Origin of the sequence: Niabella agricola (assembly GCF_021538615.1) — a bacterium.
In the GTDB taxonomy this organism is placed as follows: domain Bacteria; phylum Bacteroidota; class Bacteroidia; order Chitinophagales; family Chitinophagaceae; genus Niabella; species Niabella agricola.
Genome location: NZ_JAJHIZ010000003.1, coordinates 3704354 through 3719846 on the forward strand (window position 1 = coordinate 3704354; position 15493 = coordinate 3719846).

The 15493-nt window shown below is 47.9% G+C and carries 13 protein-coding genes; 9 read left to right on the forward strand and 4 right to left on the reverse strand.

Going from position 1 to position 15493, the window contains the following annotated elements:
* Positions 1-38: 38 nt before the first annotated feature.
* The 7 genes from katG to LL912_RS20900 all read left to right on the forward strand — a co-directional run bounded on the left by katG (position 39) and on the right by LL912_RS20900 (position 8138).
* Positions 39-2318, forward strand: a complete 2280-nt coding sequence (katG, locus tag LL912_RS20870; RefSeq protein WP_235555549.1) for a catalase/peroxidase HPI — start codon at positions 39-41, stop codon at positions 2316-2318.
* Between the two features lie 275 nt (positions 2319-2593).
* Entirely contained in the window at positions 2594-2860 is a 267-nt protein-coding gene (locus LL912_RS20875) for a hypothetical protein (RefSeq protein WP_235555550.1), read from the forward strand.
* A gap of 49 nt (positions 2861-2909) precedes the next feature.
* The gene (locus tag LL912_RS20880; RefSeq protein ID WP_235555551.1) at positions 2910-5081 is read left to right on the forward strand and encodes a TonB-dependent receptor; all 2172 of its coding nucleotides are present in this window, start codon (positions 2910-2912) and stop codon (positions 5079-5081) included.
* 127 nt (positions 5082-5208) lie between these two features.
* Positions 5209-5991, forward strand: a complete 783-nt coding sequence (locus tag LL912_RS20885; RefSeq protein WP_235555552.1) for a phosphatase PAP2 family protein — start codon at positions 5209-5211, stop codon at positions 5989-5991.
* Between the two features lie 184 nt (positions 5992-6175).
* On the forward strand, positions 6176-7138 hold the full coding sequence (locus LL912_RS20890; RefSeq protein ID WP_235555553.1) for an ion channel: 963 nt from the start codon (positions 6176-6178) through the stop codon (positions 7136-7138).
* A 33-nt stretch (positions 7139-7171) separates the two neighbouring features.
* A complete protein-coding gene (locus tag LL912_RS20895; RefSeq protein WP_235555554.1) occupies positions 7172-7504 on the forward strand; it encodes a hypothetical protein in 333 nt (110 codons plus the stop codon).
* Between the two features lie 61 nt (positions 7505-7565).
* Complete coding sequence (locus LL912_RS20900; protein WP_235555555.1) at positions 7566-8138, forward strand: TlpA family protein disulfide reductase; 573 nt, start codon at positions 7566-7568, stop codon at positions 8136-8138.
* Positions 8139-8286: 148 nt separating this feature from the next.
* On the opposite strand, the gene LL912_RS20905 is transcribed toward LL912_RS20900, so the two are convergent.
* Positions 8287-9417 (reverse strand): serine hydrolase domain-containing protein, encoded by a 1131-nt coding sequence (locus LL912_RS20905; protein ID WP_235555556.1) that lies wholly within the window; start codon positions 9415-9417, stop codon positions 8287-8289.
* Between the two features lie 248 nt (positions 9418-9665).
* Here LL912_RS20905 and LL912_RS20910 point away from each other — a divergent pair, with 248 nt between their 5' ends.
* Positions 9666-10229 carry an HdeD family acid-resistance protein gene (locus LL912_RS20910; RefSeq protein ID WP_235555557.1) on the forward strand — a complete coding sequence of 188 codons (564 nt, stop codon included), beginning with the start codon at positions 9666-9668 and terminating at the stop codon, positions 10227-10229.
* A gap of 303 nt (positions 10230-10532) precedes the next feature.
* Here LL912_RS20910 and cls read toward each other — a convergent pair whose 3' ends face one another.
* Together cls and LL912_RS20920 are read right to left on the reverse strand one after the other, a co-directional pair.
* Complete coding sequence (gene cls, locus LL912_RS20915; RefSeq protein WP_235555558.1) at positions 10533-11993, reverse strand: cardiolipin synthase; 1461 nt, start codon at positions 11991-11993, stop codon at positions 10533-10535.
* A 390-nt stretch (positions 11994-12383) separates the two neighbouring features.
* A complete protein-coding gene (locus LL912_RS20920) occupies positions 12384-13394 on the reverse strand; it encodes an LLM class flavin-dependent oxidoreductase (protein WP_235555559.1) in 1011 nt (336 codons plus the stop codon).
* A gap of 443 nt (positions 13395-13837) precedes the next feature.
* Here LL912_RS20920 and LL912_RS20925 point away from each other — a divergent pair, with 443 nt between their 5' ends.
* Entirely contained in the window at positions 13838-15067 is a 1230-nt protein-coding gene (locus LL912_RS20925) for an MFS transporter (protein WP_235555560.1), read from the forward strand.
* Here LL912_RS20925 and LL912_RS20930 read toward each other — a convergent pair.
* Entirely contained in the window at positions 15030-15455 is a 426-nt protein-coding gene (locus LL912_RS20930) for an SRPBCC family protein (RefSeq protein WP_235555561.1), read from the reverse strand. The genes LL912_RS20925 and LL912_RS20930 overlap by 38 nt on opposite strands.
* Positions 15456-15493: the final 38 nt, after the last annotated feature.

Below are 15493 nucleotides of genomic sequence, written 5' to 3' on the forward strand. Positions count from 1 at the left end.
CTGCAAAGCAAAAATCTGTCAACAGCAAAAAATATTAAATGGAAAAGGAATCAAACGACATCAGCAAATGCCCGTTTCATAACGGCACTCTGAAGCAAAACGTAGGCGGCGGGGGAACCCGGAACCGCGATTGGTGGCCAAACCAGCTCAAGCTGAACATCCTGCGTCAGCATTCCTCCAGGTCTAACCCGATGGAAAAAGACTTCAATTATGCGGAGGCGTTTAAAAGCCTGGACTTGGAGGCCGTTAAAAAAGACCTGCATGCGTTGATGACGGATTCGCAGGACTGGTGGCCGGCCGATTTTGGACATTACGGAGGATTGTTCATCCGGATGGCCTGGCACAGTGCCGGAACCTACCGGGTGGGTGACGGACGGGGTGGGGCTGGCAGCGGGCAGCAGCGTTTTGCACCATTAAATAGCTGGCCCGATAATGTGAGCCTGGATAAGGCCCGGCGCCTGCTGTGGCCCATTAAACAAAAATACGGCAACAAAATATCCTGGGCCGACCTGCTGATCCTTACCGGAAATGTGGCCCTGGAGTCTATGGGTTTTAAGACCTTTGGTTTCGCCGGCGGACGTGAGGATGTTTGGGAGCCGGATGAGGATGTGTATTGGGGATCGGAAACTACCTGGCTGGGCGGCGATATCCGCTATGCGCAGGATGGCTCGGAAGGAGTAGAGAAAAGCGGTGGTGTGGTGGTAACCGATGATGATGCAGACGGACAGAACCATTCCCGCAATCTGGAGAAGCCATTGGCAGCGGTTCAAATGGGGTTGATCTATGTAAACCCGGAAGGTCCCGATGGTAACCCGGATCCCATCGCTGCAGCAAAAGACATCCGGGATACTTTTGGCCGTATGGCGATGAACGATGAAGAAACTGTGGCGCTGATCGCAGGCGGACATACTTTTGGTAAAACCCATGGTGCCGCACCGGCCACACATGTAGGCAAAGAGCCGGAAGCGGCCGCTATGGAGGCTCAGGGACTGGGATGGAGTAATAGTTATGGCACAGGGGTGGGGGCTGATGCAATTACCAGCGGGCTGGAAGTGACCTGGACGCAAACACCTACGCTGTGGAGCAATCACTTTTTTGAAAACCTTTTTGCTTTCGAATGGGAGCTTACAAAAAGCCCAGCCGGCGCACATCAGTGGGTAGCAAAAAATGCGGACGCCGTAATACCGGATGCATTTGATCCCGCAAAAAAACAGAAGCCGATGATGCTCACAACCGATCTTTCCTTACGGTTCGACCCGGCCTATGAAAAAATATCCAGGAAGTTTTTGGAAAACCCGCAGGCGTTTGCAGATGCATTCGCCCGGGCCTGGTTTAAACTCACGCACCGCGACATGGGCCCGCGTGCCCGTTACCTGGGCCCTGAGGTCCCCGAAGAAATACTGCTTTGGCAAGACCCAATTCCGGAAGTAGACCACCCGTTGGTTGAAGAGAATGACATCGCAGCCTTAAAGGTAAAAGTGCTGGAAACCGGATTGAGCATATCAGAACTGGTATCCACTGCCTGGGCGTCGGCTTCTACTTTCCGTGGCGGAGACAAGCGTGGCGGTGCCAATGGCGCCCGGATCCGTCTGGCCCCGCAACGATACTGGCAGGTGAACAATCCGGTGCAGTTGCAAAAAGTACTGGGCGCACTGGAAGGTATTCAGAACGATTTTAATGCGGCGCAGACCGGTGGTAAAAAAATATCGCTGGCAGACCTGATCGTGCTGGCCGGCGCAGCAGCTATCGAGAAAGCTGCAAAAGATGTGGGGCGTACTATTTCGGTTCCTTTTGCACCCGGCCGCATGGATGCATCTCAGGAGCAAACCGATGTGGAGTCGATGGCCTTTTTAGAACCAGCCGCAGACGGGTTCCGAAATTATCGCAAGGCGAGAGCCGGCGTGCCCACAGAAGCATTGCTGGTAGATAAAGCGCAATTATTAACATTAACAGCTCCGGAACTGACCGTTCTGGTGGGCGGAATGCGGGTTTTAGGAGCCAACTATGATGGCTCGGCCCATGGGGTTTTTACACAACGACCGGGCCAGTTGACCAACGATTTCTTTGTAAACCTGCTGGATATACGTACGGCATGGAAGGCGCTGGGAGAAGACAGGGAGTTGTTTGAAGGAACCGATCGTACAACCGGTGAAGTGAAATGGACGGGAACGCGCGCGGATCTTGTATTTGGTTCTAATGCAGAGCTGAGGGCGCTTTCAGAAGTGTACGCAAGCGCCGACGGTCAGGATAAATTTGTGAACGATTTTGTGAAAGCATGGGATAAAGTAATGAACCTGGATCGCTTTGATTTGCGGTAGTAAGGATCATTGTTGTTATGGTGTTAAGGAGGCTGTCTCAAAAAAACGAGACAGCCTCTTTGGTATAGCGGTGCGGCTTGAGTTTTCGGATACGCAATTTTTCCGTTTTTAAAAGTCATTTGAAACAAGTTCTGATAAAAGAACCGGCAGCACCTGGAGTATTTTCACCAATAAACGCGCTTAATTGTAACAGACAGAAATGGCATTTTTATATAAAAATTTAAATATAAAAGAACAAATACCAGTAAATTTGATTAGCGATAAAACCGAGTCCTATGTTTGAAAAGTTGATTCCCAAAGAGGCGATAGAGCAGTATCATATTATACAGGCAGAGGAAGACCGCAGTATTCATTGGAAAGCGCACCTGGGTTATGCTGTACGGCTGGGTAATGAATTTAAGAGCAAGACAACCGTTACATTTAATACCACTGAGGGGCCCCAGTCTGTAGAAACAACTGTATGGTCGCTTACTGAAAATCATATTTCGTTAAAAGGAGGTGTCCTGATCCCGTTGAACAGTATCATTGATGTTCATTTTTAAGCCAGGAAATCCGGCTTCCCGGCAACTGCAAAATCAGGAAATCAGGAGGATGTGTCGTTTGATTTTTTGTTTGCTGATCGCCTGCACTTTTTGCACAGCTTTGCCAGCACAGATAAAACTTACCCTCAAATTTAATAACCGGACCGATCAGACCACCGTTTGGGGTGTTACCGTTACGGTAAACGGGAAACTAATCGCTGCGGCCGACAGTACTGGCAGGATTCAATTAACCTTGCCCCGTGGCAACAGCAGCTTTTCTTTCTCCGCCGTGGGGTATGAACGGGCTGTGCTGTTCCTGCCAATCAAAAAAGACACGCTGATTAATGTTTCACTCATTGCTATAAGCAAAGCCATGGATGAGGTGGTGGTGGTGGCTACCACCCGGAACAACCAGTCCATTGAAAATGCGCCTATAAAAGTAGAAGTGTTAGGGAGGGAAGAAATGAATGAGGAAAACGGTATCCGGCCCGCCAATATCGCCAGTATTTTAGGGGATGTCAGCGGCGTGCAGATCCAGCAGACCAGTGCCACATCGGGTAATTCCAATGTGCGCATTCAGGGGTTGGATGGACGCTACACCCAGATCCTTCGGGATGGAATGCCCCTGTATGATGGTTTTAGCAGTGGGTTTGGCATCCTTACCATTCCGCCGCTGGATCTGCAGCAGATCGAACTGGTAAAGGGATCGGCCTCCACCTTATATGGTGGTGGCGCCATTGGCGGATTGGTCAATATGATTTCAAAACGCCCAACTGCGGCGCAGGAAGGTATTATTACGCTGAACCAGACCACCCTGAAAGAAACCGACGCCAATGCCTATTTATCGAAACGGTATAAAGGATTTGGGTATACGCTTTTTGGAGGGTATATCCACCAGGCCCCGGTGGACGTAAATCAAGATGGTTTTTCGGATGTTCCGAAACTGAATAGTTATAATATACATCCGCGTTTGTTTTTCTATCCAAAAAATACCACCATTATCCTTGGGTACAACGGGAACGTGAATAATACAAAGGGCGGGGATATACAGGTGTTAAAAGGAAGCCCTGATAGGGTGCACCAGTATTTTGAGCAGAATAATACGACACGTCATACCGGCGAACTGGTGGTGGAGCACCATTTTAACAGTGGCAAAAGCCTGTATTTTAAAAATACGGTAAGTGATTATAGCAATCATTTTACAGATGCTCAGCTGACCTATAAAGGCAACCAGCTGAGCTACTACAGTGAATTATCTACGCTGATCCCCTACAACAGTAAGAACAGTTTTGTGGGCGGGGTAAACCTAACCGGCGACCAGTTTAAGGCAACGCATCAGAATCAGTTTATCCCGATTGCTTCGCTGAACAATCAGACCATCGGGGCCTTTGCGCAAAATACATGGGCCATCAAAGATCTGGCTACATTGGAACTGGGTCTGAGGGATGACTATCACAAAAAATATGGGAATTTCTTTTTACCAAGGCTGGCCTTTTTCAACCGGTTTAATGAGCATTGGGCCACCCGCCTGGGAGTAGGCTGGGGATATAAAGTGCCGAATCCGTTTACGCCCTGGTACATAGATTATACTCCGGATAAAATTGCTGACTTACCAGCCGATATCACTCCTGAGAAATCGGTAGGGTATAATGCGGAAGTAAATTACAAGCTGGACTGGGAGGGTGGAAACAGCCTGTTTATTAACCAGGCTGTTTTTCTGACACAGATCAAAGATCCGATTTACGGAACCATTAATCCCGATGGAATCCTGTTATACCAGAATGGGAATAAAAAGGTACTCAGCCGTGGGTTCGATACCTATATAAAGGCCAGGCTGGATGAATGGGAACTGTATGCAGGGTATACCTATACCGTGGTCACCCGCAACTATCTTTCCCAAAATCAATTTATGCCTTTAACTCCCAGGAACCGGGCTTCTTTTGTATTGGCGCGGGATTTTGAGAAGGCCGGTTTGATGACAGGGCTTGAGGGCTCGTATAACGGAAGCCAGAAGCGGCTGGACGGATCCGGCACGCCGGGCTATATGTTTATGGCAGCGGTAATTCAAAAGCATCTGGGAGATCATATGATTGTTGTATTGAATTGCGAAAACCTGCTAAATTATAAACAAAGCAATGTGGAAGATTTGTATACCGGTTCTGTAACCGATCCTCAATTCAAACCGCTATGGGCGCCTATTGACGGAAGGGCCGTTAACTTATCGCTCCGTTTTAAACTGTAAGTATGAAACCGGTATAATTAATATGTTCATTTTTCAAGGGTATGAAAATTTTAATCATCAAAGGCAGCATCCGATCATTTAAACCCAGTCCGAACGGCATTCAGCCGGGCGGCATAAAAATTTATAGATGAAAAAAATTATATTTCTAGGCCTGTGTTTTAGTTTGTCCTTTTCCCTGCTGGCTCAGCAGGATTCTACCGGATCAGTTGTCGATTCCGCCCATATACGGCCTCTGCAATTGCCGGCCTCGGGCAGCCCCGTACGGTTAAAACAATTTATCGCACCCGCGGCCCTGATCGCATTTGGCGGCTTGGCAGATGGTACAAACCTGTTCAAGGGGTTGAACCAGACAACAAAAAATGAAATAGTGGAAGACCATCCCGCTTTTGGAACGCATATCGACAACATGCTGGAATACACGCCCGGACTTGCGGTTTTTGCGCTGCGGGGGCTGGGGATAAAAGGAAAAAATACGTTGGGGCATGAAGCCATCCTGTATGCCATGTCCCTGGGTATTAATGCGGCATTGGTAACACCTTTAAAACATTTGACCAATGTAGAGCGCCCCGATGGCAGCAATCATCTATCCTTTCCTTCCGGGCATACTTCAACGGCATTTGCCTCTGCCGAGTTTCTGAGAAGAGAGTATAAAGATATATCCCCCTGGTATGGCATTGGCGGTTATGCCGTAGCTGCTGCTACGGGTGTATTGCGGATGTTCAACAACCGGCATTGGTTGGGCGATGTGGTAGCGGGCGCAGGATTTGGTATTGCTTCTACCAACCTGGCGTATCTCTGTTACAATAAATTGCACATTGGTCAGAAAAAAGACGGGCAGGGCAATACCACGTATTTTTATCCCGCTGTTTCGGGCAGGTCGTACGGATTGGGCCTCGTAAAAAATTTTTAGTAATTCATTTTGCTGACGGCCCCCGCTGTTTTTGCGGTTAAGTTTCAACCGCAATGACTGCAATGTATCCGCGACGTCACGATGAGCGCGGGATTAATCGTAAATTTCTTGTCTCTTTTCGTTTTGAAAAAATACACCAGATGTTATGCCTTCATAATCGGATTTATTTCAATAATTTCACCCTATGGCAATCGGAAGAAAACGGGCACAGGGAAAAACAGTAGATAACACGGGACTGAACACTGCTGTAACTGCGAAATATGCCCGTTTTATTAATAAGGATGGTACCGTCAATGTGATTAACCGGTCGGGTTCGGTATTTGATAAATACAGCATTTACAATTTTCTGATCAACCTGAAGGGCTGGAAATTCGGGCTGCTCATTATCGGGTTTTATACGGTCATCAATCTTTTATTTGCTATTGTATACTACCTGTTTTGTATTCCACATCTCCAGGGGCTGGTAAAAGGAACGCCCCTTGAAACATTCGAAGAAGCCTATTTCTTTTCCTCGCAAACGCTTACTACGGTGGGATACGGTCGCATCAGTCCTATCGGGTTCATTACCAATACAATTGCATCTATTGAGGCCCTGGTGGGTATCCTTACCCTGGCCATCATTACGGGGTTGCTGTATGGCCGGTTTGTAAAACCCCGGGCCTATATCCGGTTTAGTAAACATGCCATCATTGCGCCCTTCAGGGAGGGAAAGGCTATTATGTTCCGGCTGGCGCCCATAAAAAATGCGACGCTTAGTGAAGTGTCAATACAGGTTACCGTAAGCATGCTGGTGGACGAAAACGGACAGGACGGTTACCGGTATTTTTCCCTGCCGCTGCAGTTCAATACGATCAACTCGCTGCATATTTCGTGGACCGTGGTGCATCCCATCAATGAAGATAGCCCTGTGTACAATATGACCATGACGGAACTGGAACAGGCCGATTTCGAAATGATGATTTATTTAAAAGCTTTTGATGAAGATTTTTCCAACACCGTTATTGCACGTACCAGTTATACCTACAATGAGCTGGTGAATGGCGCAAAATTTATTCCGGTGTACCACGAGTCACCGGAAGGAAGGGGTACTATCGTAGAATTGTCAAAATTGCACGATTACCGGCATCATCCCGAAGCCGCGATCTGAGGATTTGAGTGCATTTCTTTACATTTGCGTGGTTTGAAAATACAGCACCATATCATCCTGTATAGTTTGCTGGCGGCGGGTATCCTGTTGTTCAGCCTGCCCGTGCTAAGGCCGGCATGCAAACGGATGCAGCACCAGGTGGGTGTGGCAGCTGGTAAACACCAGGCCCCTGCAGGCGATATGGAAACGCCGGCTTCCTGCGGTGCGGCGGGTATTGCGATTGAACCGGTTGCAACGGAATATGCGTTGCAGCCTGTGGCGTTGATCATTAAGAAAAGCTATCCGGCGGCAAAGACCCGCTTTCCTCCAGATCCCTTTCCTGAATGTATCGACGCCCCTCCGCGTGTTGAATCTGCTGCGATGTAGCCTATTGCTAATAAACGGACAGGATGCCAATGGATTTTAATTTAACAATCAAAAAAAATCAATGAAACTGAATACAATTATACTGATGATCAGTTTGGGTATGAGTGCCCTTACAGCCTGTAAAAACCAAGGAAAGCAGGATACAGCTGACAGCACCGCGCCTGTAGCTACAGACACGGCTGCGGTTGCACCCAATGTGGAAGCGAATACAGCACCGGCAACACCCGCGGTATCGATGATGCCGGCATTTAAAATGTCGGACGAACGGGGGCAGCCTGTAACCCTCGAATCTCTGAAAGGGAAAAAAGTGGTGTTCAATATCTGGGCCTCCTGGTGTCCTCCTTGCCGTGCGGAGATGCCTTCTATTCAGAACCTTTATAAGAAACTGGATAAGAAAAAGGTGGCCTTTGTATTGTTGTCGGTAGATGAGAACAGGGAAGACGCTGCCACATTTAAAAAGAAACAGAATTTAAATATGCCGGTATTTTTTCCCGCCGAAAATCTTCCGCTCTTATTCAATGTGCAGGCCATTCCTTCTACTTTTATCTTTAATGAAAAAGGAGAGTTGATCAAAAAAATGGAGGGCATGGATGATTACGACAAGCAGGAGTACGTAGATCTGCTGAAAGGCTAGGTTTCCGGTTAATCAGTTAACGGGTTAACAGGGGGCTTAATAAAACAATGTTCCTTGTTAACCCGTTTGCTTTTAAGCATATTCTAATAGTAAAAAGCCTTCGTTCAAAATCTCCCAGGTCTTCTTGTTCCCCGGCAGGTGTTAATAATTATTTCACCATCCCGTTATAAAGTAAATTGATCGCATCATATAACAGCCCCACTACTGATTTCTTGTACTGCGTCAGGCAGCCATTGGTGATTACCACAAAGCCAAACTTTTTTTCCGGGTGAAAAAACATGCTGCTGTACAGGCCATAGGCATCGCCGGTATGGCCCACCATTTTTTCGCCGTCTATTAAATTTTCGGTAGACCAAAGTGCAAGGCCGTAATTCTCCTTGTCGGACAGTTTGGTTTGCATAGTCCTGCTACTGGCTTCGCTGATGATCCGCACATTATTGAAAACGCCGTAGTTCATATGCATCATCATATATTTGGCAAGGTCCAGCGCCGAAATTTTCATGCCCCCGGTAGGTGAAAATATGGGTGTGTTGTACCCTCTCGTGTAGTTGGCCAGCTTTGCCCTGGTCGATGCATAGGCTGCAGGAGCTGCTTCAAATGTTTTTGTAGAGTCGTTGTATTCATAAAGCGGTATCAGGCGGTTGCGGTCCAGCGAATCCACATTGTACCCTCCGTATAGATGCAGTGGGGCCAGGATATGATTTTTTACATACTGGTCAAATTGCTCCCCGGAGAATTTTTCAAGAATGCTTCCGGCCAGGTTAAAATTCAGGTTGCAGTATTGGTAACCTTCCCCGGGTTTGTAATCATTATAGCATTGTGCCCAGTTGGGGTTTTTATCCGGGTTGATGGCATCCAGGGTAAAGTACCCGTTTTTATCGTTGATGCTGGATGTGTGGGAGAGGATCATTTTCAGGGTGATCGGTACATCCGGGTATTTGGGATTGTTAACCTTAAAGCCAACCAAGGTGCTTACTGCATCATCCAGGCTCAGCTTGCCGGCCTCCACCAGTTGCAGTAGGGAAGTGGCGGTAAAGGACTTGGAAATAGACGCAATACGGAAGATGTCAGTGTTCTGAATAATGGTTTTATCGTCCTTATTTTTATATCCAAAGGATCTGTTGTAGATAATCTTATTGTTTTTTACTACAGCGATAGACATGCCAATGGCCTGGTATTGCTGCATCAGTTTCAGGAGGTCATTTTCAATCGAACCCTGTGCCCTTGCGTTCCCCGGCAATAGACCGGTCAGGAGCAATATAAAAAGGAAATGTTTCATCGCTGCTCTGTGGTTTTTGGAAGAAAGATACAATGAAAGGTAAAAATGGTCAAACTTATTGTATAACTTTGAGAGGGAAGATAACATGTTTGCCCTAATGTGGTGCGTGAAGACACACGTCACAACTGGTCGCTCTGATTCGCAAAGGCGCGCATCAGAATATGTTATACACGGTTGATAGAATCGGTGACCATTGATAGCGGAATGTCTTTTAAAAATTCATCTTTTAACGGTTAAACCTGAATACCATGACTACAACATTATTGGAAGAGCGCCTGAAAAACTGGTGGCTATTGCTTGTTTCCGGGATCCTGTTTGTATTACTGGCCTTGTATATTTTTAGTCAGCCTCTGGCTTCCTATGTGGCGCTGTCTGTCTTATTTGCATCTACTTTCATAGTGGCCGGTGCTTTTGAGATCCTTTATGCGGTCAGCAGCCGCAAGCACGACCAAGGCTGGGGCTGGTCGCTATTTGGTGGAATTGTAGATCTGCTGTTTGGCATCTTCCTCCTTTCTTCGCCGATGCTGACGATGGCCGCGCTGCCCACGTATATAGGCATTGTGATCCTGTTCCGGTCCCTGCTGGGCGTGTTTTATGCGTTTAGTTTAAAGAAAGCGGTGGTAAAAGGCTGGGGTGGTGTGCTGTTTATGGCCATCATGGGTATGCTCTTTGCATTGTTGATGATCGGCAATCCGGTCTTCGGCGGACTCACGATCATTATTTACACCGCGGTTTCTTTCTTAATGCTGGGTATCGTTCAGATCGTTCTTTCAATGCGGTTGCGGAAGCTGAAAAAACGGTTGGAGTCTTAAATCGCCATCAATCTTGTTTCAAAGTCATTGGCAGAAAGAATTTGTTTTTGAGTAGGTATTATCCATTCCAGACTGTGATATTGCTTAAAAGGCCGTCTGCAAAGCGGCAAAAGAATCCCCATGCATTGGGAGAAACGAAAGGGCGGTGGTGAAACCCAGGACAAGGTCAAATAATCAGGGGAATGCACCCGGGGAGGCACTAGGCCTGGAATACCTATTTGCGGTCCCCGCCAAAGATTGAAAAAGGCCCTTCACATAGGCACTGCGCGACAGCTTTTCACCGGGTAAAAATTTTGCGCTACACTACAACAGCGGAGACAATAGCCGGCAGGTTTTTTCAAACAGCTGTATGTATAAGGGCCGGTTCAGCCATTGTTCAGCATCGATCTGTTCCGCGTCCAGCAGGTCATTTTCAAAGGCCCTGGCCAGTTGTTCTGCAATAGTGGTATCGTATACCAGTGCATTCACTTCAAAATTCAGATCAAAGCTGCGATGATCCATATTCGCCGTGCCCACCATGGCCAGGTTACGGTCCGACACCAGGGTTTTGGCATGCACAAATCCCTTTTTGTAACGATAGATCTCTACTCCTGCCTTTAGCAACGTGGCATAGTAGGAATTGGCCGCAGTATTTACGAGCAATGAATCGGAGATGCCCGGTACCAGGATCCGGATTCGGATGCCGCTGTAAGCCGCCACGACCAGGGCTTCCATAATGCTTTCGCCCGGGATGAAATAAGGAGTGGTGACCAGCAGCTCTTTTTTAGCCAGACCAATGGCGCGCAGGATCGCATAAAGGATCGTTGGGTTATCGGAATCCGGACCGCTGGCAGCAGTTTGTACCAGCGTATGTTCTTTTTGAAGAAGTGAATGCGCGGGCGGAAAAAATTGTTCATTCACCGTAAGCCGGTCGCCGGCACAAAAATTCCAGTCGGCCAGGAAGAGGTATTGCAGGTAATACACACCAGGGCCCTGGATCATCAGGTGGGTATCCCGCCAATAGAGTTTGTTATTGAATTCCGGCTTGTTCCAGTATTTGTTGCTGATATTAATGCCGCCCACAAATGCCGTGCGACCATCAATAATAATGATCTTCCGGTGGTTTCGGTAATTAAGCCGGTTGGCCAGTGCAATAAAAATGATCTTGTGAAAAGGGAAGGCCTTCACACCGGCGCTACGCAGGCGTTTGACCAGTTTTCTTCTAATGGAATGGCTGCCAAAATCATCATAGATAAAGCGGACCTCTACCCCTTGCTGTGCTTTTTCAATCAGCAGGTCGGCAATGGCATTTCCGGTTTCGTCGTTCTCGTAAATATAATATTCGATGTGGATGTGATGGGTGGCCGCGCGCAATTGTTCCAGTACCCGGGGAAATTTCTGCTCGCCATTCAGCAGCAATTCTACGTGGTTATGCCCGGTTAACGGACTGCCTTCCTTTAAAAGATAATGAAACAGGCGGTCGTTATTAGCCACCAACACTTTGCCCTGGTCGTATGCTTCCAGAGAAATAGTCTGTATCCGGTCATTCAGCGATCGTTCCATCGCTTCATTCATGATTAATTTTTTGGAATAGAGTTTCCTGCGCCGGTAATTGATACCAAAAGAAAAATAGGTGAACATACCGATCACTGGCAGAAAGATGATCAACAGCAGGTAGGCTAGCGTTTTTGTAGAGCTGCGCGTATCATAGATCACCCGCATGCAAACCAGAATCACCAGGATCACATACAGTACTTCGGCAAAAAGAAGCCAGCTCCAGTTCATACTGTAAGTTAGCGTATGGAACTTAAAATAACCAATGTAAAATATTAAATGTAAAAGGAATGATACCGCTGTTGCTTCGAGATCGTTCTAACGGAATTGAAGACGGAATATGTCAATAGTGAATGGTTAATAGTCAAGCCGACGTCTATGCAGGAAATGGAATCGTTCAAAAGTAATATTGATTGGGTATCTCTGCTTCTCTCAGCCCCATCGGGGCCCAAGACCGATAGTTCCATAAATCGATGGTAGATTAAGCCGCATAGCGGCGATCTGTTTTACCCGGAAAAGACCGGTAGCAAAGCGCCTGATAGATCATGTAGTAACGCAGCTGAAGCGATCTGCCCAAGTGCTCATCAGCAGTACCATCGGCATAATAATCTACGGGGAAAATCAGTTGCCGTTAAAAATATCCTTCAACAGCGAATAAGACCGTAACTTCTTTTTCTGGTCAAATACCTGCGAAATAACCATCAGTTCCTGTATCCCCGTCTGCTCGATAAAGTCGGTCAACTCCTCCTTTACCTTTTCCTTACTTCCAAAAAACGCATTGGACAGCATATGCATTACCCCGTATTTCTGTTCCGGTGTCCAGAGCTTTTCCAGTTCCTCATGTGTAATGGGCGGTTGCAGCGGGGCGCGACTATTGGTGAAAATGCCCAGGAACATACGGTAAAGAGAAGTAGACAGTGCGGCAGCTTCAGCGGTGCTGCCGGCAACAATCACGTTTACACAGGCCATGGCGTAGGGCTTGCTGAGCACTGCGGAAGGTTTAAAGCGACTCTGATAGATCTCCATGGCCTGCATTAGCTGGGCGGGGGCAAAGTGTGCGGCAAAGGCATAAGGCAGGCCCATTTCCGCGGCCAGGTAGGCGCTGTCGGTACTGGATCCCAGCACCCAAAGCGGGATGTTCACACCTTCGCCTGGCAGGGCTCGTACCTTAGCATGACTGTTCTCTTTACTGAAGTATTGTTGCAGGGTTTCGATATTGCTTTTAAAATCATAGGGAATATTTACCGGTGCCTGGCGGATGGTCATGGCCGTAAGGGCATCAGTGCCAGGCGCCCTTCCCAGCCCTAGGTCAATCCGGCTGGGATATAAAATACCAAGGGTGCCAAACTGCTCGGCAATGATCAGTGGTGAGTGGTTGGGCAGCATAATACCGCCCGATCCTACCCGGATGGTTTGGGTACCGCCGGCCACATATCCAATAAGGATGGAAGTAGCAGCGCTGGCCACGCTTTCCATATTATGGTGCTCGGAAAACCAGTACCGGGTATAACCCAGCTGTTCGGCATGCCGGGCACTTTCCAGGCTGCGTTCAAAGGTTTGTTGTAAGGTATCGCCCTGGCAAACGGTAGCCAGGTCCAGGATGGAATACCTGATGTTTTGTAAACGGCTCATATTTCCGGTTTTACTGTTGGCCGGACGTTCCGGGGAACAGGCAAGTAAAAGAACAGTTCAGGAAGAAAAAAGTTGTATGGCCACTGAGACTCAGGAACACAGGGGCTTAATTTTTGTTTTAATCCCTCAGGTAAAGCAACTATGTCCCAGTCTTGCTGTCCCCAAAGCAGCATTGGCAATAACAGCCGCTTTATGTAGCTGCAAGTAATAGCTACCATTGCCAACTGTTTAACCAATTGTAAATTAATAATTTAATAAGGCTTTTGCAAATAACCATAACAACGCACACCATCCAAAATGGCCGTTGGCTATCATGTTGCCGGTTCTATCTTGTAACCGTAAAGCCGGTTATTAAAACTACCTTGCATATGGCGATTTTGTTTGACGAACAATAATGTGTACTAAATACACATTTTATTAATAAACGATCTTTATTTAAAGCGATGAATAAAAAATTATTTCCCCTGGCCCTTGGCGGACTGGGTATCGGAACAACAGAATTTGTGATCATGGGACTGCTGCCGGATGTCGCGCAGTCGCTGGGTGTGAATATACCGGTGGCCGGATACCTTATCTCCGCCTATGCGTTGGGTGTGGTCATCGGGGCACCGTTGCTGGTAGCTTTATCAGCCAAATATCCACCCAAGCGGATCCTCATCGGGCTCATGGTCCTGTTTACGTTGTTTAACGGACTGTCTGCTTTAATGCCCGGATTTTACAGTCTGTTCTTTGCCAGGTTCTTTTCAGGCTTACCCCATGGTGCGTTCTTTGGGGTGGGAGCCATCGTGGCTTCGCGGCTGGCGCAGGAAGGCAAACAGGCAAGGGCCATTGCTATGATGTTCACCGGTCTTACCGTAGCCAACCTGGCCATGGTGCCGTTGGTTACTTTTATCGGGCATCAGTTCAACTGGCGACTGGCTTTTGGAATGGTTTCCTTTATTGGTGCGCTCACTATTTTGTTCCTGCACCTGTGGCTACCGGCCATGCCCAGCATGAAAACGACCGGACTGCGGGAGGAACTGCAATTTTTTAAGACCAAAAAATCCTGGCTCATCATAGCCATTACCGGTATCGGTTTCGGCGGGTTATTTGCCTGGTTCAGTTATATCGCCCCACTCATGACTCATATATCCGGGTTTAGTGAAAGTTCCATTTCCTATATCATGGTGCTGGCCGGCGGAGGCATGGTGGTGGGTAACCTGGTAGGCGGTTATATGGCGGACCAGATGAAACCCATTAAGGCGGCGGCGATCCTTTTTTCGCTGATGGTGGCCGCGCTCATTGCCGTGTTCTTTTTCTCCGGCAACCAGCCCGTATCCCTGGCGCTCACTTTTATCTGCGGTGCGCTTTCCATGGCCGTGGGTACGCCGGTAAATGTGCTCATGCTGCGTTCGGCAAAGAAATCAGAGATGATGGCGGCGGCGATCATGCAGGCGGCTTTCAATGTGGCCAATTCATTGGGTGCCTACTTTGGTGGGATCCCGTTAAAACATGGTTTTGGATACCAGTATCCCTCGCTGGTAGGTGCGGTAATGGCCTTTGCCGGTCTGGGGCTTTGTGTGTTGTTTATCCGGCGCTACCAGCAGGAGCGGGCTGTTAACAAAATGCCCGTAACCGCAGCTGCCACCACCCGCATCATTGCTCCAGAAAGCCGCGAAGCGACTTACCCATAATTTCCGTCCAGCCTTTTTCGTAATTTTCCTTTGCAAAGGCCGGACCCCCATCCGCCAGCTGCTCAAGCCCCGTGTGGGTAAGCACTACGCGGGTCTGATCGCCTTCCGGGAACAGTTCCCAGGTCAGCAGGGATTCACCTTTACTTTGCTCGGGGTGCGTCCAGGTATGCTGGAATTGTTGCAGGGGAACGATCTCGGTAATGGCACAGCGGTGCAGAAATTCCTTTTTCTCACCCTCATAAAATTCAAAGGTACTGCCCACTTCATGCCGGAAATCGGGAATGTCAAAATACCATTGTTTCATCTGTTCCTTATCCGTAAGCGCCAGCCAGACTTTTTCAACCGGCGCGTTGTAGGTTTCTTCATGTGTTACGGTTTGCGGTTCCATTTTTTTTATAAAGTTAGTACGAATCCGGCAAATGCCCC